This window comes from Planifilum fimeticola (assembly GCF_003001905.1).
Taxonomy (GTDB): domain Bacteria; phylum Bacillota; class Bacilli; order Thermoactinomycetales; family DSM-44946; genus Planifilum; species Planifilum fimeticola.
Window position 1 is genome coordinate 37,968 of the sequence record NZ_PVNE01000023.1, and the last position, 23,579, is coordinate 61,546.

General features: G+C 51.5%; 21 protein-coding genes. 1 reads left to right on the forward strand and 20 read right to left on the reverse strand.

Features of this window, described 5'->3' with window-relative positions:
* Nucleotides 1–97 precede the first annotated feature (97 nt).
* From fba to CLV97_RS13270, 13 genes are all read right to left on the reverse strand, one after another.
* Nucleotides 98–958 carry a class II fructose-1,6-bisphosphate aldolase gene (gene fba, locus CLV97_RS13210; RefSeq protein WP_106345999.1) on the reverse strand — a complete coding sequence of 287 codons (861 nt, stop codon included), beginning with the start codon at nt 956–958 and terminating at the stop codon, nt 98–100.
* Between the two features lie 28 nt (nt 959–986).
* A complete protein-coding gene (locus CLV97_RS13215; RefSeq protein WP_106346000.1) occupies nt 987–2,018 on the reverse strand; it encodes a LacI family DNA-binding transcriptional regulator in 1,032 nt (343 codons plus the stop codon).
* A 191-nt stretch (nt 2,019–2,209) separates the two neighbouring features.
* Nucleotides 2,210–3,241: a Gfo/Idh/MocA family protein gene (locus tag CLV97_RS13220; RefSeq protein ID WP_106346001.1), complete on the reverse strand. Its 1,032-nt coding sequence runs from the start codon at nt 3,239–3,241 to the stop codon at nt 2,210–2,212.
* 133 nt (nt 3,242–3,374) lie between these two features.
* On the reverse strand, nt 3,375–4,271 hold the full coding sequence (gene iolE, locus CLV97_RS13225) for a myo-inosose-2 dehydratase (protein ID WP_106346002.1): 897 nt from the start codon (nt 4,269–4,271) through the stop codon (nt 3,375–3,377).
* A gap of 18 nt (nt 4,272–4,289) precedes the next feature.
* Entirely contained in the window at nt 4,290–6,215 is a 1,926-nt protein-coding gene (iolD, locus tag CLV97_RS13230) for a 3D-(3,5/4)-trihydroxycyclohexane-1,2-dione acylhydrolase (decyclizing) (protein WP_106346003.1), read from the reverse strand.
* A 33-nt stretch (nt 6,216–6,248) separates the two neighbouring features.
* Nucleotides 6,249–7,709 carry a CoA-acylating methylmalonate-semialdehyde dehydrogenase gene (locus CLV97_RS13235; protein WP_106346004.1) on the reverse strand — a complete coding sequence of 487 codons (1,461 nt, stop codon included), beginning with the start codon at nt 7,707–7,709 and terminating at the stop codon, nt 6,249–6,251.
* 43 nt (nt 7,710–7,752) lie between these two features.
* Nucleotides 7,753–8,751 (reverse strand): 5-dehydro-2-deoxygluconokinase, encoded by a 999-nt coding sequence (gene iolC / locus CLV97_RS13240; protein WP_425440575.1) that lies wholly within the window; start codon nt 8,749–8,751, stop codon nt 7,753–7,755.
* A gap of 100 nt (nt 8,752–8,851) precedes the next feature.
* The gene (gene iolB, locus CLV97_RS13245) at nt 8,852–9,655 is read right to left on the reverse strand and encodes a 5-deoxy-glucuronate isomerase (protein WP_106346006.1); all 804 of its coding nucleotides are present in this window, start codon (nt 9,653–9,655) and stop codon (nt 8,852–8,854) included.
* Between the two features lie 65 nt (nt 9,656–9,720).
* A complete protein-coding gene (gene iolG / locus CLV97_RS13250; protein ID WP_106346007.1) occupies nt 9,721–10,731 on the reverse strand; it encodes an inositol 2-dehydrogenase in 1,011 nt (336 codons plus the stop codon).
* Nucleotides 10,732–10,768: 37 nt separating this feature from the next.
* On the reverse strand, nt 10,769–12,364 hold the full coding sequence (locus CLV97_RS13255) for a solute:sodium symporter family transporter (RefSeq protein WP_106346008.1): 1,596 nt from the start codon (nt 12,362–12,364) through the stop codon (nt 10,769–10,771).
* Between the two features lie 458 nt (nt 12,365–12,822).
* A complete protein-coding gene (locus CLV97_RS13260; protein WP_106346009.1) occupies nt 12,823–13,281 on the reverse strand; it encodes an SRPBCC family protein in 459 nt (152 codons plus the stop codon).
* Nucleotides 13,282–13,539: 258 nt separating this feature from the next.
* Complete coding sequence (locus CLV97_RS13265) at nt 13,540–14,886, reverse strand: TcaA 3rd/4th domain-containing protein (protein ID WP_106346010.1); 1,347 nt, start codon at nt 14,884–14,886, stop codon at nt 13,540–13,542.
* A gap of 503 nt (nt 14,887–15,389) precedes the next feature.
* Nucleotides 15,390–16,259, reverse strand: a complete 870-nt coding sequence (locus CLV97_RS13270; protein WP_170070523.1) for a carbohydrate kinase family protein — start codon at nt 16,257–16,259, stop codon at nt 15,390–15,392.
* Nucleotides 16,260–16,669: 410 nt separating this feature from the next.
* Between CLV97_RS13270 and CLV97_RS13275 the strand changes: the two genes are divergently transcribed.
* Nucleotides 16,670–17,134, forward strand: a complete 465-nt coding sequence (locus tag CLV97_RS13275) for a hypothetical protein (protein ID WP_106346012.1) — start codon at nt 16,670–16,672, stop codon at nt 17,132–17,134.
* Nucleotides 17,135–17,377: 243 nt separating this feature from the next.
* On the opposite strand, the gene CLV97_RS13280 is transcribed toward CLV97_RS13275, so the two are convergent.
* From CLV97_RS13280 to CLV97_RS13310, 7 genes are all read right to left on the reverse strand, one after another.
* Complete coding sequence (locus tag CLV97_RS13280; protein WP_170070524.1) at nt 17,378–17,803, reverse strand: VanZ family protein; 426 nt, start codon at nt 17,801–17,803, stop codon at nt 17,378–17,380.
* A gap of 126 nt (nt 17,804–17,929) precedes the next feature.
* Nucleotides 17,930–18,424 (reverse strand): hypothetical protein, encoded by a 495-nt coding sequence (locus tag CLV97_RS13285; protein WP_106346014.1) that lies wholly within the window; start codon nt 18,422–18,424, stop codon nt 17,930–17,932.
* A gap of 361 nt (nt 18,425–18,785) precedes the next feature.
* Nucleotides 18,786–20,162 carry an amino acid permease gene (locus CLV97_RS13290; RefSeq protein ID WP_106346015.1) on the reverse strand — a complete coding sequence of 459 codons (1,377 nt, stop codon included), beginning with the start codon at nt 20,160–20,162 and terminating at the stop codon, nt 18,786–18,788.
* Between the two features lie 161 nt (nt 20,163–20,323).
* Nucleotides 20,324–20,671 (reverse strand): hypothetical protein, encoded by a 348-nt coding sequence (locus CLV97_RS13295; protein WP_106346016.1) that lies wholly within the window; start codon nt 20,669–20,671, stop codon nt 20,324–20,326.
* Nucleotides 20,672–20,685: 14 nt separating this feature from the next.
* Nucleotides 20,686–21,657 carry a sugar-binding transcriptional regulator gene (locus tag CLV97_RS13300; RefSeq protein ID WP_106346017.1) on the reverse strand — a complete coding sequence of 324 codons (972 nt, stop codon included), beginning with the start codon at nt 21,655–21,657 and terminating at the stop codon, nt 20,686–20,688.
* Nucleotides 21,658–21,688: 31 nt separating this feature from the next.
* The gene (locus CLV97_RS13305; protein ID WP_106346018.1) at nt 21,689–22,981 is read right to left on the reverse strand and encodes an NAD(P)H-dependent oxidoreductase; all 1,293 of its coding nucleotides are present in this window, start codon (nt 22,979–22,981) and stop codon (nt 21,689–21,691) included.
* A 22-nt stretch (nt 22,982–23,003) separates the two neighbouring features.
* Complete coding sequence (locus tag CLV97_RS13310) at nt 23,004–23,366, reverse strand: PTS glucitol/sorbitol transporter subunit IIA (protein WP_106346019.1); 363 nt, start codon at nt 23,364–23,366, stop codon at nt 23,004–23,006.
* Nucleotides 23,367–23,579: the final 213 nt, after the last annotated feature.

The window sequence follows — 23,579 nt, forward strand, 5'->3', positions numbered from 1 at the left end:
TTCTCCTCATGCTATACCACAATGCCCAATGAATTGATTCAGCAAAACCAAGCACTGAACTCCCCACCCAATCCATTACGAAAGCATTCGCATTTCCTCAACAGCGGTAACTGGTTCCAAACAACTTGATTTTTTCTTTCACAGTCTGTTTGATGGCCTCATGGGCGGGCTTAAGAATCCGCTGCGGTTCATAGACATGCAAGTGGCTTTCATCCGACAGGAAGTCCCTTAGTGCATTGGTCCAGGCCTGGGCACACTCCGTGTTCACATTGATCTTGGCATGCCCCAAATCAATCGCTCTTTTAATCTGTTCTTCCGGCAGGCCCGACCCCCCGTGCAATACCAGTGGAATATCGGTTATTTCAGAAATCTCTTTCATTCTTTCAAAGTTGAGTTTGGGCTCACCCCGGTACGGCCCGTGAACCGAACCCAAAGCCGCAGCCAAGGCGTCAATATGAGCCTCCTTCACCATCCGCAGACATTCTTTGGGATCCGCATATTGAATGCTCCCCTCCAACCCGTCTTCCGATCCACCGACAATCCCCACTTCGGCTTCTACGGATACCCCATATTCCCGCGCATATTCTACGACTACCCTGGTCATGGCAATATTTTCTTCAATCGGATAGTTGGAACCATCGATCATCACCGACGTATAACCGGCTTCAATCGCACGCTTGCATCTTTCCACACTTCGTGCATGATCAAGATGCAGAACGACCGGGACCGTAATAGACATCTCCCGAATAAATTCCCTAATAGCCGCCGCAATGGCGCGAAATCCGCCCAAATCATCGACGAGGCGGTCCGATGACGCCAGAATGACCGGAGCACGTTCTTCTTCAGCCGCCTGTAAAATCGGAATCGCCCACAGCAGTGAATTCAGGTTATAATGACCGACCGCATAGCGCTTTTCCTTCGCCCTCTGCAAAATCTCTTTCATGGATACAAGTGGCATTTTCCATCCCCTAACTGTCAAAACGGATTCACTCTGTTTTCGCGATATGATCAGGTTTGCTTGCCTTGTCCGTCGTTTCACGAATAATCAATTCCGGATTATATAGGATGCGCTCCTTTTTGGAGCAGCCAAGACGGATTTCCTCAATCAGAAGATCCACCACCGTTTTTCCCATCTCCGCAATCGGCTGGGCTACCGTCGTTAATCGAGGATAAGTGGCCCTGGCGAGAATGGTATCGTCAAATCCGATCAGCGATAGCTGTTCGGGAATCTTGATTCCTTTTTCCTTGGCTCCCAACATCACACCGATCGCCAGCTGGTCATTGCAGGCAAAGATGGCCGTCGGCGGTTCGGGCAGTTGAAACAGGTTGCCAAAAGCTTTGATTCCGTTGGCGATCGTGCCTCTCGTCCTGACCATATACTCCTGTCTTGGCTGAATTCCGTAGGTTTTGAGGGCCTGCAAGTATCCTTCTGTCCGTTTGACGCTGGCAAGGGCCCTTTGTTCGCTGATGATGGCGATCTTATGATGCCCATTTTGCAAATGGTGAATGGTTGCCTCATATCCGCCTTTAAAATCATCCACAAACACCTTGGACACATCGATGACCGGATCATCCTGCGTCAGCATGACGACGGGCACCCCGGCTTTGGTCAAATTCTGCACGATGCTTTTATCTCTGTATGTGGAACCGACGATAAAACCGTCTACCAGTTTGCTTTGCAGTAGTTCCACATTCTTTTTTTCCTTTTCCTCATTTTCATCCGTACTGCACATGATCACGCTGTAACCTTTTTCGTGGGCCCGGTCTTCGATTACCTTTGCAATCTCGGAAAAGAAGGGGTTGGAGATATCCGGTACCAACAGTCCCAGCGTTTTGGTGCCTTTTCCCATTAGCGCTGACGCCATGATGTTGGGATGATAGTTCAGCTCTTCCATCGCTTTTTTAACTCGTTGTTTTGTCGATTCGCGCATGTTGCCGGTATTGTTGTTGATCACCTTGGAAACCGTCGCAATAGATACCCCGGCCTTTTTTGCTACATCATAAATCGTCACTTTCATGCCCATTGCCCCACTTCAACTATTGGTTTCTTTGGGATATAAGATATCACGAATTGTAAAGGATGGCTATGTTGTGAAGCTTTTCCTCACACCCCGACGCCTCGTGCATCGTCTGGAACATTTCATGAACTGTTGCTGTGGGGCATTGTTTCAGGACAGAGATCGTTTCAACTCGGATCGGTTGAAGACCATTAAGATTTTATTCGGACCAGTCTGCCTGTTTCAAAGGATTCCTTGCAGGCATAACCCAGTCTGGTTGACTCAACGCCATCCCGGACGCTGACGGACGGTTTCCGGTTTTCCAAAATACAAGTGATAAATTCTTCCGCCTCTTTCAAATAGGCCTGTTCAAACCGTTCCAAAAACCCCTCGAAACATTTTTTAATCGCACCCTTTTCGTTAAAAAGCATTACATGGTTGCGCTCCGGCACCGTGCCTATGCGAAGGGTTCCTTTGGTGCCGATGATCTCTGTCTCTATATGATAACCGTGTACACAGTTCCGCCCTGCCACAAAAATTCCGATTCGATTGCCGGCAAAGCGCACCATGGCAGCTCCCGTTTCCGCATCCCCCAGTTCCGCGAATTCTCGATATGCATAGCTGCCCCCAATCGCCCAAACTTCCTCCGCTTCCGCCTGCAAATACCAACGGGCAAGATCGAGATCATGAATGGCCATGTCGAGAAATAATCCACCGCTGTAATTGTCCCTGGCAAACCTTAAAAAACTGTCCAGTTTCCCGGCCGGATCCAATCCGTAACAGCGAATCAGAACCGGCTCCCCGATTTCACCGCTGTCAATCCTCCTTTTCACTTCCGCATAAGAGGGGTCGTAGCGTCGCATAAACCCCAGCATGAAAACTTTATCCGAGTGTCGGGAGACCGCTTTCTCTACTTTTTCGACTTCTTCCAGATAAAGCCCAAGCGGTTTCTCGCTGAACACATGAAACCCGGCCTCCAGCGCCTTTTCAATCTGTTCACAATGGAATCTTGACGGAGAGGCGATAAATATCGCCTCCAATTCCCGGTTTTCTAGCATTTTATCGTAATCGGTATAACCGTAAGGAATCCCCCATTTCTCCTGAGCTTCTTTCACTTCCTCCTCCACAACGCTGCAGACCGCCAGCAATTCACAATGGGGTACCCGAAATGCCATATTTTCAGCATGCCGGTAACCCAGGCGTCCCAAGCCGACAATACCCACCTTCACTTTTCTGTTTTTCATAAAACGGTATGCCCCACCTCATGATCCTTTTGTGAAAAATCGTGACAGGGTTATCGGCATTTCCACAACCGATTTCCGATCCCTCTCTTTCACCGATAACCCCATCATCACACTTTTGAGAGTAAACCCGGCATCAAATCCCGGCTTTTTCCTTGATATATCTTCGGGCCTTCAGTGCATATTCAAAGGGATTGGCTTTGGCCGGATCCTGCTCGGCTTCCACGAGCAGCCACCCTTGATAGTCCGAGTTGGCCAGAATCCGAAAGATTTCGGTGAAATCGATGCTGCCATCCCCCGGCACAGTAAACACACCTTCGCGTACGGCATCGAGAAAGCTCATCTTTTCTTCCCTTACCCGGACGGCAACACGGTCCCGAACATCCTTCAGATGAACATGCTTGATCCTGGGCAGATATCGCTTCAGCATTTCCACAGGGTCCTCGCCGGACAAATATAGATGTCCGGTATCATACAGGAGATAAACCAGGTTTTCATCGGTCATCTCCATCAATCGCTCGATTTCTTCGGCCGTCTGCACACCGGTGCCCATATGGTGGTGGTAAACCAACTTCATCCCCTTCTCCCTGGCCCGTTCCCCGAGCCTGTCAAGTCCTTCGGCCAGCCTTTTCCATTCCTCAGCGTTAAAATGCGGTTTGGCGTCAAAAACCGGCTTGTCCACCTGTCCCTGTATGCTGCGTCCCTGTTCCGAGACCACGATCACTTTCGACCCCAGTTCATGTAGAAAGTCCCGGTGAAGGATAAAGGCTTTTTCCGTTTCCTCATAGGATCCGGTGGTGAGATATGCGCTGAACCAGGCGCTGGCAATTTCCATGTTTCTCAGTTCAAGGGCTTTTTTGAGCACTTTTGTGTCACGCGGATACTTGTTGCCTACTTCCGTCCCTTGAAAACCCGCCAGCGCCATTTCGCTGATGCATTGTTCAAAGGTGTTTTCTCTGCCCAGTTCCGGCATGTCATCATTCGTCCATCCGATCGGAGCAATTCCCAGTTTGACCGCATCTCTCCTGAACATCGGCGCACCTCGTCCCATTTAGTACTTTCTCGCCTTTTCCAGCTGCTTCATGCGCTCCCGGTAAGCACTGCGGATCGCCTCCTTTTCCGAGACCTCGGCGACGCCGACATGCCACCAGCTGTCATAGCCGTCGGTCATGGTTTTGGGAAGCACTTTGACATCGATCAGCGTGGAAACGGTCTGTCTTTTGGCGTCTTCCAAGGCCAGTTCCAATTCCTCCATCGTCCGAACCATATAGGTTGCCGCACCGTATGCCGCCGCATTTTGGGCAAAATCCACCTGCATAATGGGCCCGTCCAATCGCCCTGTTTTTTTGTCCCGCAGGCGGAATTCGGTCGCAAAGCTGCCCATCCCGTTGCTCATTTGCAAATTGTTAATGCAACCAAATCCTGCGTTGTCAAAGAGGATGACGTTGATTTTCAACCCTTCCTGAATGCTCGTAATCAACTCGGAATGGAGCATCATGTAGCTGCCATCGCCGACCAGGGCATAAACCTCCTGATCGGGCCGGGCGATTTTTACCCCCAAAGCGGCAGCTATTTCATATCCCATGCATGAATAGCCGTATTCCATGTGGTACGTATCCGGCCGGGTGCTGATCCACATCCGCTGCATGTCTCCCGGCAGGCTTCCAGAAGCACCAACCACGATGGCATCATCATCAATCAGTTCATTCACTTTTCCCAGAACCCCCGTCTGTGTCAAACAGGAGTTGAAGGTCCGGGCATACTCCGGCAGCTTCTCATCCATGTGACCAGAGATTTCCGGCTTGTACCCTTCTGCGCGAAAATTGGTTTGATAAAGGCGTTGCAGCTCCCTCTGCCAATCCTGTCTCGCCCGCTCGATTTCATCGACGTAACCGGACCGGTAGCCCATCTTCTCCAGCTCGACCTGGAGATCCTCCAGACCCGCTCTCGCATCAGCGACTATCTTGGTCGCATCCAGCTTGGAAGCATGGAAATCGGAAATATTGATCGTCACGAAGGCCACATTCTTATTTTGGAACAGCCGTTTGGAGGCTGTGGTGAAATCCGTAAAGCGGGTTCCGACGCCGATGACCAGATCCGCCTCTTTGGCGATCCGGTTGGCTGCCGCGTTGCCCGTGACGCCGATGCCGCCGAGATTGAGCGGATGGGTGGAAGGCAATGCGCTTTTGCCGGCCTGCGTCTCGGCAAACGGAATATGAAACATCCGGACAAACCGGTCCAGCGCATCCGCCGCCTCCGAGTAGCGTACGCCCCCGCCGCAAATGATCAGCGGCTTCTTGCTTTTTTTAAACAGTGCGGCCACCTGTTCCAGCTCAAAGGCGACGGGCCTTCTCCTAGCGAATCGATGGACACGCTTTTTGAAAAAGCTCTCCGGATAATCATAGGCTTCGGCTTGGACATCCTGCGGGAGGGCAATCGTCACCGCACCGGTTTCAGCTGGATCCGTCAGTACGCGAACGGCATTCATCATCGCGCTCATCAGCTGCTCGGGCCGGTTTACCCGATCCCAGTACTTGCTCACCGGACGGAAAGCGTCGTTCGTGGACAGGCTAGCATCATGGGGCTGTTCGATTTGCTGCAGCACCGGATCCGGCTGCCGGGTGGCAAAGGTGTCACCGGGCAGCAAAAGGAGCGGAATGTTGTTGGCAGTGGCCGTGGCGGCGGCGGTGACCATGTTGGCCGCCCCCGGTCCCACCGAGGAGGTACAGGCAATCAGTTGCCGGCGACGATTCTGTTTGGCAAAGCCGATAGCCGCATGCGCCATCCCCTGCTCATTTCTCCCCTGGTAAACTTCCAGATCCCCGGGATCCTGCTCAAGGGCTTGTCCGATCCCCAGCACGTTCCCATGACCAAAAATGGTGAAGATCCCCTTGAACAACTTTTGTTCCTTGCCGTCCACTTCAACATACTGGCTATTTAAAAATTTGACCAGGGCCTGTGCCGTCGTCAGCTTCATATTCTCACCCCTACTCTCAAAATCGGATATGGTTCACACCCAGCGGCTGGTGATCACTTTTTTCCGGGTGTAAAATTCGATGCTGTCTTTGCCGTTGGCATGCAGATCACCGTAGAAGGAATCCTTCCAGCCGGAGAACGGGAAGAAGGCCATCGGAGCCGGAATGCCGATATTGACGCCGAGCATGCCCGCATCGATGTTTTCCCGGAATTTGCGCACCGCTCCCCCGTCCCTGGTGAAAATGCAGGCTCCATTGGCAAAGCGCGACCGATTGGCCACCTGAATGGCTTCATCGAGATCCTTGACCCGCACAATGCAGAGGACCGGGGCAAAAATTTCATCCTTCCATATCTTCATATCGGTGGTAACATGGTCGAAAATGGTCGGCCCTACAAAGTATCCTTTCTCTTGTGCCGCTTTGTCCCTGCGTCCGTCGCGAACCAGCTTGGCACCTTCTTTTTCACCCGCTTCAATGTATTTCAGCGTCCTCTTCTTATGTTGCTCGCGGATGACCGGCCCCAGAAAAACCTCATCATCCAATCCGTTGCCGATGGTGATGTTGTCCGCTTTCTGCACCAGCTTGGCGATAAACGAATCGGCCACCGCTTCTTCCACCGTGACGACCGCCGCCGCCATACAGCGTTCACCGGCCGACCCGAATGCCGCATTCAGAATCTGGGTAGCGGCGTGGTCCAGGTTGGCATCTCTCAGCACAATCGAGTGGTTTTTGGCCCCGGCAAGCGCCTGAACTCCTTTCATATTTGCCGTCGCCCGCTTGTAAACATATTCCGCCACCGGCTGCGAACCCACAAAAGAGATCCGGGCCACGTCCGGATGATCGATCAATCCGTTCACCACATCATGGGCGCCGTGAACGATGTTGAAAACCCCTTTGGGGAAACCGGCCTCTTCCGCCAGCTCGGCCAGGTAATTGGCGGTCAGAGGTGTGCGCTCCGAAGGCTTTAATACAAAGGTGTTGCCGAGGGCAATCGCCATCGGGAACATCCAGCACGGCACCATCATGGGAAAGTTGAACGGCGTAATCCCTCCGATCACACCCACCGGATAGCGGTACACGGCCGATTCCAGATCCGTTGCGATGGCGGCCAGGTTGTCCCCCATCATCAGGGAGGGGGCTCCGGCCGCAAATTCGACGTTCTCAATGCCCCGTTGCACCTCACCCTTTGCTTCCTTCAAATTTTTTCCGTTTTCCACTGTGATCAGTTTGGCCAGCTCATCCCAATGCTCCACCAGCAATTGATGATATTTGAACAGAATGCGGGCCCTCTTGGGAACGGCGACCCTTTTCCATGTTTCAAAGGCAGCTTTTGCGGCTCGGACGGCTTCGTCCACTTCTTCGGTGCTGGAAATCGGGACACGGGCGATGACTTCACCCGTCGCCGGATTGTATACGTCTTCGGTTTTTCCGGATCGGGATTCTACCCACTCTCCGTTGATATAGTTTTTCAGGGTCTTCACAGCGGTATTTGCCATGTTAAAACCTCCTGCTGAAATGATGCTTCGTGCGCTCGTTCCATCACGGATTCACCTTTTCGGCCGTCTTGACAAACTGATCCAACTCCGCCTTCGTCGGCATGGCTTCGGAACAGCTGTGCCTGGAGATGACAATCGCCGCCGAAGCGCTGCCATACTCGATGGCTCGCGAAATTTCCCAACCTTTTAACAGTCCGTAGATAAATGCGGACGCATAACCGTCTCCGGCGCCAAATGTTTTCAATACTTTAGTCTTGAAAACACCGCCGGTATAGGAACGGCCATCCTTGGTATAGGTGATCGAACCTTGAGACCCGTGCTTGATCACCACGATTTTTGCACGATGGCCGAACCATTTCCTTGCTATTTCCTGATCCGTCTTCTTTTCCCTTTCAAACTGCTCCAACATATCAAATTCGTCTCTTGTCCCGATGATCACATCGCATTTTTCCGCCGCCAGATTGTAGTAGATGGCGGTCTCCTTGTCGGAGATCCAGGTATAGGGACGGTAATCGAGGTCAAAAAACACGATGACATCATATTTGCGGGCATATTCCAAAGCGAGAAAAACGGCTTCACGAGACGGGCTCGCAGACAAAGCTGTTCCGGAGATCAGCATCGCTTTCGTCTTTTTGATATAGTCCTCAGAAACCTCCGAGGGATCCAGCTTCAAATCGGCCACGTTGTCCCGGTACATCAATATGCTGCAATCCTGCGGGCTCTTGATTTCTGTAAAAGTAAGCCCGGTAACGGCTCCAGTTTGATCCACCACGACTCCCGACGTATCAATGTTTTTCTCTTTCAGAAAGCCCAAGATGAACCGTCCCATCTGGTCGTTGGAAACCTTACCGATAAAACCGCACTGAAGTCCAAGTTGCGCAGCGCCGATAGCAATATTGGCCGGTGAACCACCAACATATTTTCTAAAGGACAAAGTATCTTCCATGGGACGATTGATCTGCTCAGCGTTCAGGTCGATAGCAAGTCGGCCAACGGCAATCAGATCAAGCGGTCGATCCGTCTTGAGATTTAAGTTAACCACCATGATCCTCCTTCGCTTTTGCGCTCAATTGATCCGCTTTGGCACAGGTCTGGATCCTTGCTGAGAGTAAGCGCTTAACTTTAACTCAAAAACCCCGACTTCATTTCTCAAAGAGCCATTCATGTTCCGGTGCATTCCGGAATTTCCACGTTCTGACCGGTCCGGCCATGACATTCAAATAGTATGATTCATATCCGGGCACAGCGGTAAAGGGATGGTAGCCCTCCGGAACAAGGACCACATCGCGGTTTTCAACGCAGATCGTCTCATCCAGGGAACGATCGTCGTTGTAAATCCGCTGAAATGCAAACCCCTGCCTGGGATTCAGTTCGTGATAATAGGTTTCTTCCAAATAGGACTCATGCGGAAGATTATCTCGATCATGCTTGTGGGGCGGATAACTCGACGTGTTGCCATCGGGTGTAAATACTTCGACCACCAGGAGGCTGTCAGCTTCATTGTCCTCCGGCAGGATGTCATGGATCCTTCGGTACATTTTTCCGGAACCGCGATCGGACTGCCTGACATCCTCCGGCGGAATCAAACGAGCCTCGTAGGTTCCCTTGCCGGGAGCCATGCATACGGCAAGTTCCAGATCGGTCAGCGCTTCAACTTCGTAGCGGTCATCGTTGGGAATGTAAACCGAATAAGGGGGGATTTTTTCGAACACGCTCATCCGCTTGCCGATCTCTTGAAAGCGTTTTCTGCCGGTTCGAACCGTCGCTTTCCCGGACAACAAAACGAGACATACTTCATTTTTTCCGGTTTCCCTCTTGAGCCGTTGGCCCTTTTTCAAGGAGTAAACCTCAAACCCCACATACTTCCATCCCGCCGATTCCGGCGTGACGCTCAAGATTTTGCCGTCCTGATCCGGATCGTGCGGCTTCAAATGCAGATCAGGCATCGCTTCCCACCCTTTCCACCCCTGACGTAAAGCGCTTAAAACAAATTCCGAACAACGTCATCACCTCAATCCAGGATCTCAACCGATGCCGGCCGTCGGCTTTCCAAGGATTCTTTGGCGGCTTGGGCGATCCTCTGCGCCATAATCCCATCTTTGAAGGTGGTTCTGATTTCCTTGTTGTACATGATCGCATCCAAAAACTCTTCCACTTCCCTGATAAACGCATCATTGTATCTTTCCAGGAAGAAATACAGCGGATTGTCTCCCGTTACCCCGTTTTTCGACAACAGATCCACTCGGGATTCGGTCTCATTGTTCACTTGTGCCGACCCCTTGGAACCGAAGGCTTCAAGGCGCTGATCATATCCGTATACTGCTTGACGGCTGTTGTCGATGACCCCCATCGCGCCATTTGCAAATTTCAGTGTAATGATCGCCGTATCCACATCACCCAGCTCACCTATCTTCGGATCAATCAAAGTAGCTCCCTGAGCATACACTTCTTCTACTTCCGAACCCGAAATGTAGCGTGCCATGTCAAAATCATGGATGGTCATATCCATGAAAATGCCTCCTGACCTCGACACATAGTCCAACGAAGGGGGGTTCGGATCCCTTGAGGTGATTTTCAAAACATGCAAGTCCCCGATAATCTTCTCTTCCACCAACTGTTTTACTTTGTAAAAGTTTCTGTCATATCTCCTGTTAAATCCCACCTGAAACTTGATCCCTGCTTTTTGCACGGCTTCATACGCTTTCAGTGTCTCTTCCTCGGAAAAGCTGATCGGCTTCTCGCAAAAAATATGTTTTCCGGCATTGGCTGCCTCCAGGATGATCTCCACATGCGTATCGGTGGATGTGCAGATAAACACGGCATCAATTTCAGGGTCGTTTACCAGTTCCCGATAATCTTCAGTCAACTTCTCCGCGCCGCTTGTCATAAACCAGTCTTTCAGACCCTCGGCATAAATATCGGAAACTGTTTTCAACCTGACATGAGGCATGTTTTTTATATTGTTTATATGCAACTTCCCGATCCTTCCTGCTCCGACTACTCCAACCGTGATTCTTTTCATCAGATCCGCCCCCTTGATCTGTTTGGTCAGTCAATAATTATTTGGCAAGTCCCAGGGGAGAAAAAGTCAGGTATGTCGCAAGAACAGTGATCACGACCAGAGCGCTAACCCATCTGACATGTTTCCACGGGGTTAGATCCACTTTATGATGCCCTTCCTGAAACTCGAAGGGTTGTTCAAGCGGTTTGATTCTTCCAATCATCCACAGGATGAACACGTCCACCAAAAACAGAACACTCAATGTGTAAAGGTAATGAATGTGAGACAAGAAGAAACTCGCAAGTGCATAGGCCACAACGTGGAAAATAAAAGTTACTTTGGCACCGAATGCGCTTACATACTTCGAATAAAAACCGAGGACGACAATTGCCAAAAGCGGCATGCTGTACAAACCGTTAAATTGCTGTACGACATGGTACAGCCCGGCAGGGGCAAACGAAATCAAGGGGGCGATTAGTATCGACACCGTACCGACGATCACGGTTACAATCTTCCCTGCTCTTGCCACTTGTTTGTCCGTCGCATTTTTTCTGAGTAAAGGCTTGTAAAAATCCAATGTGAACAAGGTTGCCGTGGCATTCAAAGCACCTACGAAGGAACTCAGAATCGCGCCAAAAATGACAGCACCAAAAATGCCGTAAGCCCATTCGGGCAACACTGCGGTGAGCAAGCTGGGATAAGCATCATCGGGATTGGAAAGCGAATCTCCGAATATGTTATATGCGACAATCCCCGGAAATACCAAGAACAGGGCACCTATAATCTTGAAAAAACCGACATACATAGCTCCTTTCTGGCCTTCTTTCAGGTTTCTTCCGGCCAATGTCTTCTGAATAATCATCTGGTTTGTACACCAGTAAAACAGATTGTTGAAGAACATGCCGAAGAATAGCGTGGGCCAGGGAACGATGTCGGAGTCGATGGCTCCGATTGAGTTCAACTTTTCCGGCGTATTAGTTCTGACAACATCAAGGCCTCCAAGCAAACTCCCATCACCCAGAATCATCAGCCCCAACACCGGGATGGACAGCCCGCCGATCAACAAACCGATTCCATAGACGGCATCACTGAAAGCCCCCAACGACAACCCACCCATGAGCAAATACAGGAGGCCGATAATCCCTATAGCCGCAGCAATGAGGGCGACAGCCATCAGCTGATCAATCCCCATTGCCTCACTCACATTGAAAATCTTGTTGAAAACGAGCGATCCCGAATACAAGACCACCGGCAAAAAGGAAATCATATAAGTAAAAATAAACAGAACAGAAACAATCCTCTTTGTGGTTGTATCATAGCGCCTTTCAATAAAGTCGGAAATCGTATCCACACCATACTTCAGATACTTCGGCAAAAATACAAGCGCCAACATAACAATGGCGATTGCAGCAGTGACCTCCCAGGCCATCACTTCCATCCCGGACATATAACTTTGGCCGTTCTGTCCGACGATTTGCTCCGTGGACAGATTGGTCATGAGAATTGAACCCGCGATTGTAACCGCTGTCAAACTTCGACCGCCGAGAAAGTATCCCTCTGAGCTGGTATTATCCACGACACGGCTCTTTTTGTAGGCAAAGAACCAGACTGCAGCGATAATCAGGACGAAAGACAAAACAGAAAAATAAACCAACTTGGCTCTCTCCTCCGAAGTTTGATTCAATGACGGCAACTGTAAAGCTCGCTGTCCGGTAGCTCAATCACAAATGTTAGGAAAGCGCTTAACTAGATGGAAAAAAATAATGGGACGTGTGCAAATGGTTCTCTTTTGTAAATCCTTAACTATTTTCAGTATATTGCCCTTTTGAATTCAAATCAATATTTAATTTTGTGATATTTGTAGAATAGACATGAAGTACTAAATATTTTGCGGATCTATAGGATTTAACTGCTACGAATGGTTAGATATATATCTTAAACCAACACATGTGCTTGTCCTCGCTGTTTTCGAAAGCATCTACAACAACTGAAATCAAAAACCAGGGAAGATTCCCGACATGTTCAGGGATTGTAAGATCATTGATAGAAAGTTGATGACTCTACAACGTCTGGACTATGCGATGGATGAATTCTCAACTTTCTTTTAATCGCTTAAGTTAGCTTTTCTTCGCAATAGGCTTCCAACAGATTCAGTTCCTTTACATAGATGGGTCGGATAATCAGTGGATTGAGCAGTCTCTCCAACAGACCTCTCATTCCCTTTTTCTTTTGCCAAAGGGTTTTCAAGGTTACTTGACAACGATCACGATCCGGGCCGGGCTCCAAGGTAAAAATCGTCTTGATTCCGGCTTCGGGGTCCTCCTCGCGGATTTCTCTTCCCGGCCGGGGTTCCGATACCGTCAATCGGAAATGTTGAACCGTACCCATCACTTTCATTTGAACCTTTACGACCGTCCCCGCTCCGATGCCGCCCCTTTCCACTTCGACATTGGAAAAGTAGGGTTTCGGTAAAATGTTGGGATGTTCGTTTTGGTAATCAGACAATACACGGTATACCCGTTCCGGATCGGCTTTGATCATCTTGGATACTTCCAGTTCATAGGTTTCCATAAAGTCTCTTTTCCTTTCACTGAAATGGAGCCGTCAGCTCAATAGCCATGGGGGAATCGTGTTCGCGGCCTCAATCTCTCTTCTCTTTGTCGCGCGCTGGGAACACGACGACTTAACATCCTTTACTTCTCCATAAATTTCCGAATACCCTCTTCATCTTTAATGTAGGGTGTTATCCGAAAGACACCCTGACAGTTCCGACGATTCGAGAGGCTGCGGCAATGGAAAACAAAAACCGGGGAAGGTTCCCCGGCAAGCTCACTTAAATTCGGTTTTGACCGTGTTTTTTCCCTTGAAATAATCCCCCATCAAAATTTCCTCGGAATGAACCAGCCACCGTTTCCCGTTCTCATCGTAACGGAGCACCAACCATCTCTCATCAAATTCCTCTCGCATCTTCTCCCCGGGGTAGTCATTGTGCCTCGAATGTAACTCCACCGGGATTTGGACCACATAATGATCGTCCGTGTATTCTAACCTCAGACCGTCAAAGTCGATCCTCGTTCCCAGGACAACACCGTTGAACGGTTCTTTCCCCCAGGATTCCACCAAAGACTTTTTGGTCTCGATGTCCCTGACCAGCTCCCTTTTTAGATCGTCCCCCGCGACGGTCAGGATGGAAGCGTCCTGCCTTTGCTTTGCCGCGAACCATTCCTTGAAAAAGGTGTTGATCGTCTTCACAATCCGGTCCCTGCCTTTTTTGTCCGCGTAGGGCTTGGGAGTAAGATCCACGGCGATCATGTTCTCGGCCACTTTGATTTTGTCGCTTCTGGACGTGCCCCAGGGAAATTCCCCCTCTCCCTGAAGGGTGATCGAACCGTCCCGAGATACCGGCCCGAACTTGCTGACTTCCTCGACCGTTTTATTGATCGGTTTTCCATTGACAATCACCCGGGTATCCTTGAAGCCGGACCTCAGTTGGATATACTCGCCGGTCAAATCCACCTGCACTTCCGCCTGCCCATCCTCACGGGCAAACAGTTTTACCTTCTTGGCACTTTTCACCACCGCATAGGAATATTTCTTCGTGCCTTCGACTTCGTATTCCCCGGGCATCAACGGCCCCAGCATCTTGGCGTCTCCCTCTTTGGAAGTGAGAACCGTCTCTCCATCCACTTTCACCGTCCCGCCCGATTTATTTGTCTTGATGTGCAGGAAGTACGGGCGAACGCCGATAGAATAGGAATCGAACAGGACCCCTTCCTCCTTCTTCAAGTAATAATCCACCCAGGCCAATGCATCCGATCCGTAAATCTCATTTCCATCAGACTGATACATTGCCAATTGGGAATGCAGCAGGGACATGGTCGCCTCCCGGTAACCCCTGTCCTTATGCATCAGCTGAAGAAACTGGGCGAGGCGCTCGCGATCGATTTCCATCCGTTCGTCGTCCGGCGACACGATCTTCTCCAGAACGTCCACATCGTTGTTATGTACCGCTTCCTCGAACTTGCGGACCACATCCTCGGGTCCGTCCGCTGCAGCAAACGCAATGGATGTCCCGACAATCGCCAAAACCGCAATTACGGCCAGAACGGCAATCCCTTTGTGCTTTCCTAAAAAAGCCTTTTCCCGGTTAAAGGGTTTGGAATCTTTCGTATTCACCTACAATTTTTCCTCCTTTAATATCTGGAGCCATTGATAGAAGATTTTCTTTTTCGACATCTTCACGTCCATTTCAGCGCCTGGTTCAAATCATCATGGGTGAAGAATTCCTGCGTCTTCTTCTCGCTATGCAATCAACAAATAAGTCCCATCAAGCCATCAGCGACAAGATGCGCGAGATTGGCATCGTCCATGAGAACGTCAACTGCGCCCCATCCGACAACATCCTTTGACCGGCTCCACCAGAAACGGATTCTATCCCCCTTTCGCCCCCTTTCAACGAAAGAAATTGACCCCGTCAAGGGTTTGGCTTAATAATAAGCGAATGTCAGACGGATTGCAATACCTTCGTGTCACTAAAAATACGAAATTCTAATAAATAGATTCCCAGAGTTTGTCTCTTATTCCGGCCTATCCGCTCCGGCGAAAAAAGAGCCGATCCCCCGGGAATACACGCTCTGAGCCCACTGAGGCAGACACCTTGACTTAAGCCCGCCGGCCACTCATTTGATTTCGGGCTGGCCGCCGACGCGTTGAACCACCCGGGCCGCGACCCCCACAGCGTATTGGGCCGCTTTCAAAACGGAGCTTGTCCTTTGATATTCGGCCATAAACGCCCCGGCAAAGGCATCGCCGGCCCCCGTTGAATCGACGGGCTCCGCCGATGGAGCCGGAACGTGAACGATGATTCCGTCCGCAAACAGCATGCAGCCCTTTTCACCCAGTTTGAGTACGGGATGAGGAACCCACCGACGAAGCGATTCCACAATCCTCGCCGGCTCTTCCTCTCCCGTAAGAGCCTTCCCTTCTTCGTAGTTCGGAAAAAGAAAGGTGGTACCTTCCAAAAAGGATATAAATCCCGTTTTTTCAAACCTGAGATGATACAGCGAACTCGGGTCGACGGCGACGGGAATTCCCCGCCTTCCCGCTTCCCTTTTGGCGTATTGGGCGGCGTCCCGGGTCTCCTTCACGTAGAAGGTGTAACCGGAAATATAGAGCAGCCGGCTGTCTTCGATTCCCTGAATGTCCGCCTCGCTGAGCAACCGATTTGCTCCCCGGTCCACGATCATGGATCGTTCCCCGTTCCGATCCACCATCACGAGAATCCTGCCGGTCTTCTCACCGGGATGGGGCGTGACGGAGCATTTCACTCCCCGTTTCTCGGCTTCCCCGATCAGATAAGCGCCGAAGGGATCATCCCCCACCTTGCCGATCAGGTGGCTCTGCTCTCCGCACGCCGCAATCCATGCCGCTACATTGCCGCCCTGCCCTCCCGCACGGAGGTCGACATCCCCTTCTGAGTCGGTCGCATAATGGACGGTATCCTGTCGGACGAGGATATCCAGCATCATGTCGCCAATCACAGTGATCATCGCTTTTTCACCTTTGCTACGTGTTCTATCGTAGGTCCGTTTCCGTGCATCAGGGGATCCGATGCCGGCCATGGAATTTCCCTCAAACGGATGATGCTACCATCTTTTCCGGAAATATAAAAATCGTCCTATCGGGATGCAACGGATCCGATTTAAATAATATGGGAATCACGACATGCTTTCCACATCAATCCCTAAATTTATTGCAAAAAAACCGGAAACCGCCTTGAATTGCTTATTGCCCCTGTTCCGGGGCGTTCGGACGCGAAAAACTCACAACGTCTCCGGACTCTGTCCCTTCCTCGATGAAGTCATTCCCCGCCTATTTACCGTCTCCCCCACCATGCGCTTGAACAAGCGATATATCAAAGCCATACAATATATGAACTGAAGAGGAAAGGGGCAAGAACATGGCCTGTTCCGGTAAGAATTTGCTCAAAAACGGGGGATTTACGAGGGGGATCGCGCCCTGGACGGGAACCCGGATTCGCCGGATGAAAAATCTGTTGCGACCGGGGGATTATTCTCTTTATATGAGCGCAATGCCAAAATTGCCCGCCGCGTTGAAACAAACGGTTTCCGGTCCCTTTGAACGGGGATGCGCCTACTACCTCTACTTCCGCCTTCTCAATGTGACGCCGCCGTCAAACCGAGCAGAAATTTATGCGACCGTCGCCTATCTGGACAAAAACCGCCGGATCATCAACTCCACACCCTTGCTCGTCCGGCCTCCCCGCCGAACCAAAAGCTGGTACCCCTACTTTTCCATCGTGCCGACGCCTCCCCGGGGAACGGCGATGCTCTCCGTCGTCTTCCTGCTGGCCAGCGGCACATTGTTCGTGGATTATATCAGCATCGCATCCCACAAGGTCTGATACCAACCGCGGTTCATCCGGCAGGAACCGTTTCAAGATCCCCAAGAAGGGCGTCCCTTCGACCCCTCTCCATGGACATTGCTTCTTTGCCGATATAAATGAATGGTGTTGTTGTTATTCCGTTTCTAAGCGGGTGCAATCACAGGCAAAGGCCCGCACTTCCCGTTTTTCCGTCTTACGGTGACCCAATGCTTCTGAAGAGAAAATGCATTCCGCGGTATTTTTCTCATCAACCCTGCATTTTTACTCAGCCCTGCTTTGATTGTCTCGCTTTGCTTCTGTAACGCATCTCCCCTGCCTACGGACACCGGCAGCAAACCTGGAGAAAAAGCAAAACAGCGCAAATCCGATCATTACACCCGAAAGGTTCAACATCACATCGTTGATGTCAACGGTTCTGTAGGGAAATCCGTACGATAAGGAAATCACCAACTGCACAAGCTCGATCGAAAGCGTAAAAAATAGTCCCCGCCGCAAAATGGACCTGAAATCACTTTCAACGAGAAACGGCAGTCCGAATCCAAACGGGATCCCAAGAGCAATATTTCCGATACCTTGGATCGACAGCAAATAGTCAACGGACATTTCCCGGAAAGGAATCAGGCAGATTAGAAGGGGAATTAGAATAACGGACGCAAGCGGCATGATGCTTTCGATATCGATTCTCACGAAAAATCCCTTCCTTATATGTAAAGCGGCCCGGCTGCGATTATATACCTGTGCCGGACCCATAACATGCGAATGATATCCGGAGGATAATTTCTTCGATGAGAGGTTCCTATTGCGGAGGAACATTCACTCCTTGTTCCCCCGGATGATCCGGGGCTTTATCCCCTTGATTTCTTGCTCAAACCGCTCGGGGTGGAGTTCGTTCGCCCGCCACTCATCGTTTATTCTTTTCACCCGCAGATAGTCCCGGATATGTTCCGTCTCATCCACCCACGTCAGATGATAGAGGTAATGGTTTTCATCGATTTTGTACTCTTCCATCACCCAGTTATCCGGGAGCGTTCGGTTGTTTTGGCTTCCCTGCGTCAGGGGGATGTCGAGGGTATCTGCCGCCTGCTTGGCGTATTCAGGCGCCGCAAGCCGTTTGATCAGAGCCCCGTTGCGCTGCAGAAAGGCGTTTTCGAGCATCACCACCACTTCGTGCGGCTCTCTGTCGTGTTTGTCCTCCCGGATATCGCCCCTGATGGAAAAAAAGAGCGTAACGAACAGGGAAGGAAATATGGTTACAAACAATATCATGGGGATCACGTTTTTCGAATCCCTCAGCTCCTCCCGGCTCATCCGAACGCCCCTCCCTCCTTTTTCAACGGTGATCACATCAAAAGCACGGCCTTGAAATTTCCGAACAACGTGTCCGTCCAGGTGTACCTGGAAATAGCATTCCTTCCCGGAGATTTGATCGTCCCGCGGTGGGCAACAGCAGGTTGCAGGACGTATCTTTCGTCTATCCTATGTTCTCCGCCGAGATTGGAACACCTCCTTTTCCATGGTGTTTTGTCTCTTTTTTCCCCAAATTCGTTACACCGATCGCCAGCATCCAGGGGTTTTCACCGGAGCCCGCCGATCGGAAAACAAAAAGGGCGGAGAAAGGCAAAAGCTTTCTCCGCCCTTTTCCTGCTTTGTCGTTCTCACAAAAGCACCTTCACGAACCGGGCCTCGATCCATCGCGATGATATTTCTTCACAAACTGGTAACTGACAATCAGAATAAGTATCCAGATCGGCCCGACGATCAAAGCAATCCGCGTCTCACTGTTGAAGCCCAAAAGGACGGCCACCATCACCATGAAGAGCAGGGTGATCCAGTTCGTATAGGGATACCCGGGCATTTTGAATTCAACCTGGACGCCCCTTTTTCGCCGATAATTCAAATGGGCGTAAACGATGATTCCCCACGTCCACAAGGCTCCGAAAGTGGCCACGCTTGTAATGTAGATAAACGCTTTTTCCGGAATGACATAGTTGAGCAGCACCCCGATCAGCATCACCACTGCGGACAAGGTGAGCCCCCGGACGGGCACTTTGCGGGAGCTTAAGCGGGAAAACATTTGCGGCGCCTGGCCATGAACCGCCAATGTGTAAATCATCCGTCCGGTGCTGAATACACCGCTGTTACAGGAAGACAAAGCGGCCGTTAACACCACAAAGTTGATAATGCCCGCGGCCGCCGGGATCCCCACTTTGGCGAAGGTCAACACGAAGGGACTGGTGTTCCCGTCGATGATGTTCCACGGGTACAGGGACAGGATGACCGCCAACGCACCGATGTAGAAAAGGAGTATTCGCCAAATCGTGGCGTTGATGGCCCTGGGCAGGGTGATTTCGGGATCCTTCGCTTCACCGGCGGTAACCCCTATCAATTCCATCCCCAAAAAACTGAACATCACCATTTGCAACGACAATAAGATCCCCGTCACCCCGTGGGGCACAAACCCCCCGTGTGTCCACAGGTTGGAGAAACCGACGATTTGACCTCCATTTCCCCACCCCGTGAACATGATGACCAAGCCGATGACAATCAGCGCGATGATCGTCACCACTTTGATCATGGCAAACCAGAATTCGAACTCGCCGAACAGCTTTACGGCGATGATATTGATGATGTAGACTCCCAAAAGCGCTCCCAAAGCGGGGATCCATTGGGGAATTTCCGGGAACCAGTAGCGAACATACACCCCCACGGCAGTGATTTCCGCCATCCCTGTGACGACCCACACAATCCAGTAATTCCATCCCGTAACAAATCCAACCCAAGGAGCGATAAACTCGCTCGCATAGGTACTGAAGGATCCGGCGACGGGCTTATACAGCGCAAGCTCGCCCAGTGCCCTCATCAAGAAAAACATGATCATCCCGCCGATGGCATAGGCAAGAAGGATTGCGGGTCCCGCCAATTGGATCGCCTGCGCCGAACCCAAAAAAAGGCCGACTCCGATGGCCCCTCCGATGGCAATCAACTGGATATGACGATCGTTTAATCCTCTGGCTAATTCTTCTTCTCGAATCTTCCGTCGACCCATTCGTTTTCCTCTCCGTCTGAGGTGCAACACCCATTCCTTATCGATCCTTGACGGAACGGAAAACAAATATACTCCCGGAACGCTTCCCAAAAAACCGGAACCCTTTCGGTCCGCCCCAACGCCCGATACCGCCAACAGAAAAAGGCACCATCCCGGTGCCTTTAACTGATCTTTGAGCCGTTCCGGCTTTTTCCCTGGGCGATGAATTGGCGAAGTCCCTGCATCTCTTTGTACATCCGGTAGGGTTTGCTGATCACCCGATAAGGCAAAGTGACGATCCGGCGCGGATTTTCCTTCAGTTCTCTGGAAATCCTCTCCGGTTTGGTCACGATCCGTTGTAGAAATTCATCGTAGAGCACTTTGCGGGGATCGGGCGAAATGAACAACTCGTGACCGCAACCTTCGCATCGCGCTTTGTACAGGCGTTGATTCAAGTAGGTTAGGACATGCATTTCGTTTTCTTCGCACTTGATGCAGTACAACTCGGTCTGCAACTCTTGAAATTCCATCCTCTCACCCCCCGTCAGCCGGTCGGGTTGAATGACCGCTGATGATGGATCAAGACTTGTTTTGCGGTTGCCTCGTCGGTCACGAGCACATTCATATATTGCCCTCTCAGGGAGGCCAATATCGCCTGGACCTTGTCGATTCCCGAAGCCACACCGATCACGGTGGGAATGCGGCGCAGGGGAGTCAATTCGATCCCGATGGTCCTCTCCGTCAAGGGAATGGAGAGCTCCCTTCCCTCGGCGTCGATAAATCGGGAATTGATGTCTCCGGCCGCGCCGTGTCTTCGCAGGTCATCGAGATCCTCCTTATTTAAATACCCCATTTTGACCATGGTGGAACGGAGGGGGTTGCCGATCCCCACCACGGCCAAATCCACCCGTTTCGCCTCTTCCAACAGGTGGTGGATCTCCGCGGAGCTCATCAGCTCCTGTTTCAAGCGAACGGATTCCGCTACTGCGGGCGCGTACAGGAATTCGCATTCACAGTTCAATTTTTTGGACAGCTCGTAGGCCAGCTGATTAGCATGAATTTCGATATGACTTCGTCCAATTCCTCCAACGAGGGGCAATATTTTGATCCTCTCGTGATTCACAAAGGGGATTTCCCGGACCATGTGGTTCAGGGTGGTCCCCCAGGAAATGCCCAGGCGCTTCACCTTCTTGAGCTGCCGCAACAGAAATTGGCCGGCGGCCTTCCCCACGTTGCGCTTGTTGATCTCCTCGTTGTCCGGATCATCGACGGGGACCACCAACGCTTCCTTCAGCGGAAACTCCGATTCCAACTTCTGCTCCAAATCCACGGTGCGGAGGGTATCGTCCTTGATGACAATCTCCACGATCCCGCTCTCCCTTGCCTTCTGAAGCAGCTTGGAGATGATCGGCCGGGAGATTCCCACTTTATTCGCGATCTCCGACTGCGTCAGCCCCTGAAAGTAATACATCTTGGCGATCCGGACCATTTGCCGCTTGTCGCTCCACCTATCCATAGGCATACCTTCTTCCGGCAGAAACGATCATCTATTGACCGTCCTTTTCCATGAATTCGCGAAGAATCCATATCCGGTTTCTCTCTTCGCATTCCACATCGTCATAGGTCAAAATCTCTCCCTTTTTGACCCTCCGTTTCATCCGAACGTTGGCGCCCACCAATCCGATGGGCAACGCCCTCTCCCTTCGCTGCTCCTCAGCAGAAAGGATTCGGCCGTAAACGGTATACCCCCCGATCCCGTCCAACGCCTCTCCGGGCTGCAGATCTTTCTTGGCCACCGCGACCGTCTCGGAGACCGACCCGCAGCAGGGAGCGATGGTCGGTTCCTGATGAAAAAAGGCCCGGGCGACGGAAATGGGGGTTTCCAGACTGGTCAGATGGTAGGGCCGGTAGAGCACGTAATGGGGACCGTCCCCCATCTTGAGATACTTCAGCTGATCGTGGACCTCCGGATTGTCCGTCGTGATGACGGCAAAAACCCCCGGGGCCACTCCGTCCACGTAATCCACGATCCCCTTGCGGTGAAGGATTCCGCCCTCCTCCCGCAGTGAAAACAGGCGGGGAAGGCGATCCAAGGTTGCTTTGGGCCCGTGCATTCCGGGAACATCGGGCAAAAAGCCCGTCGCATTGGACACGGCAGTCATTTCCACCATCGTCTTGGTGCCGTCTCGGAAGGAGGCGAGCATCTTCGGATTGACTCCCTTCCGCCGCGCCTCATCGGCCACACCGTCGGGGGTGGCGTAAACGTCCAGGGGATTGTTTTTCCCTTTCCCCAGGGCGATCACTTCAAAGCCGAGGCTTGAGGCGAAATCATAGAGCTCCATGATCGCCCCGGGTTCATCCCCGGCGGTTCCCGTATATACGACCCCGGCAACATCGGCCATTTTCTTCAGCAGAGGGCCGACGGTAACATCGGCTTCCACGTTGAGCAAGACGATGTGCTTCCGGTTCAGAATGGCGTGCCAGGCGATCTCCGCCCCCACCTCCGGGATGCCGGTGGCGTCGACCACCACATCGACCGAATCCAGTTGCACCGCCATATTCCCATCCCGAGTGACCACCCATCCCCCCGAAGCGATCCACCTTTCCGCCTTTTCCGGATCGTCCGTCCTCAAAATCGAGGAGGAAGGAACTCCCGCCTTCCGATAAGCCGTCTCGGCACGCTCCGGGACGATGTCGGCGGTGATCACCACTTCCATGCCGGCGATTTTTTCAACCTGGGAAATCAGCCCCCGCCCCATCTGTCCGGCGCCGATCAACCCGACCCGGATGCAGTTTCCTTCCATCTCGTACTCTTTCAACCTCCGTTTTAACCCCAGCAATCTCTCCCCACCCCCATAGTATTTATTTGCGGACAAACATCAAGGGAGCATGCAGCTCCAGGACGGGTTCACTTGCTTCCACCTGGAGAATCCCAGGGAGCTCGGACCTGTCCTTTCCTTCAAACTTGATGGTGCAGTGTCCCAACTCCCGGAGGGTTTCATTCACTTTCTCCCCCACGCTGGTCACCCGGAAGGATTGATCGCCAATCACCAGGTAATCTCCGCTCCGGACCGATTCAAAGCAGGGCGACTTGGTGTGGAGAATGGACATGTCATGCAGCTCTTCTGGCGCATCCTCATCAAAAATGACCATCATTTTTTCTTGGATCAGGGAATCCACCATATTCCCGATCTTGGTGATCTGCGTGGAAAACAAACATTTCACTCATCCATCCCTCCCGGATGTTTAAGATGATGAAGCAGCGACGTCAAATAAGTAAAGGATGGAAAGGGGGAGCCGCCCCCTTCGGCACCGGGGACGGCCTCTTTCACCGCGTAGCTAGTGCCCCTTCAGGCAACCTTGATCTTGTTTTGTTCTTTTAAGATGGCTTCGTGATGTTTGTTTTTGTTGCGCCAACGGATGTATGCTTGGATGGCT

Coding starts and splice junctions, on each gene's coding strand:
- fba (WP_106345999.1), bottom strand. CDS start 958: ATGCCACTTGTATCCATGAAAGAGATTTTGCAGAGGGCGAAGGAAAAG.
- CLV97_RS13215 (WP_106346000.1), bottom strand. CDS start 2,018: ATGAAAGTGACGATTTATGATGTAGCAAAAAAGGCCGGGGTATCTATT.
- CLV97_RS13220 (WP_106346001.1), bottom strand. CDS start 3,241: ATGAAAAACAGAAAAGTGAAGGTGGGTATTGTCGGCTTGGGACGCCTG.
- iolE (WP_106346002.1), bottom strand. CDS start 4,271: ATGTTCAGGAGAGATGCGGTCAAACTGGGAATTGCTCCGATCGGATGG.
- iolD (WP_106346003.1), bottom strand. CDS start 6,215: ATGAAGCTGACGACGGCACAGGCCCTGGTCAAATTTTTAAATAGCCAG.
- CLV97_RS13235 (WP_106346004.1), bottom strand. CDS start 7,709: ATGGCAAATACCGCTGTGAAGACCCTGAAAAACTATATCAACGGAGAG.
- iolB (WP_106346006.1), bottom strand. CDS start 9,655: ATGCCTGATCTGCATTTGAAGCCGCACGATCCGGATCAGGACGGCAAA.
- iolG (WP_106346007.1), bottom strand. CDS start 10,731: ATGAAAAGAATCACGGTTGGAGTAGTCGGAGCAGGAAGGATCGGGAAG.
- CLV97_RS13260 (WP_106346009.1), bottom strand. CDS start 13,281: ATGGAAACCTATGAACTGGAAGTATCCAAGATGATCAAAGCCGATCCG.
- CLV97_RS13270 (WP_170070523.1), bottom strand. CDS start 16,259: ATGATCACTGTGATTGGCGACATGATGCTGGATATCCTCGTCCGACAG.
- CLV97_RS13275 (WP_106346012.1), top strand. CDS start 16,670: ATGGCCTGTTCCGGTAAGAATTTGCTCAAAAACGGGGGATTTACGAGG.
- CLV97_RS13285 (WP_106346014.1), bottom strand. CDS start 18,424: ATGAGCCGGGAGGAGCTGAGGGATTCGAAAAACGTGATCCCCATGATA.
- CLV97_RS13290 (WP_106346015.1), bottom strand. CDS start 20,162: ATGGGTCGACGGAAGATTCGAGAAGAAGAATTAGCCAGAGGATTAAAC.
- CLV97_RS13295 (WP_106346016.1), bottom strand. CDS start 20,671: ATGGAATTTCAAGAGTTGCAGACCGAGTTGTACTGCATCAAGTGCGAA.
- CLV97_RS13300 (WP_106346017.1), bottom strand. CDS start 21,657: ATGGATAGGTGGAGCGACAAGCGGCAAATGGTCCGGATCGCCAAGATG.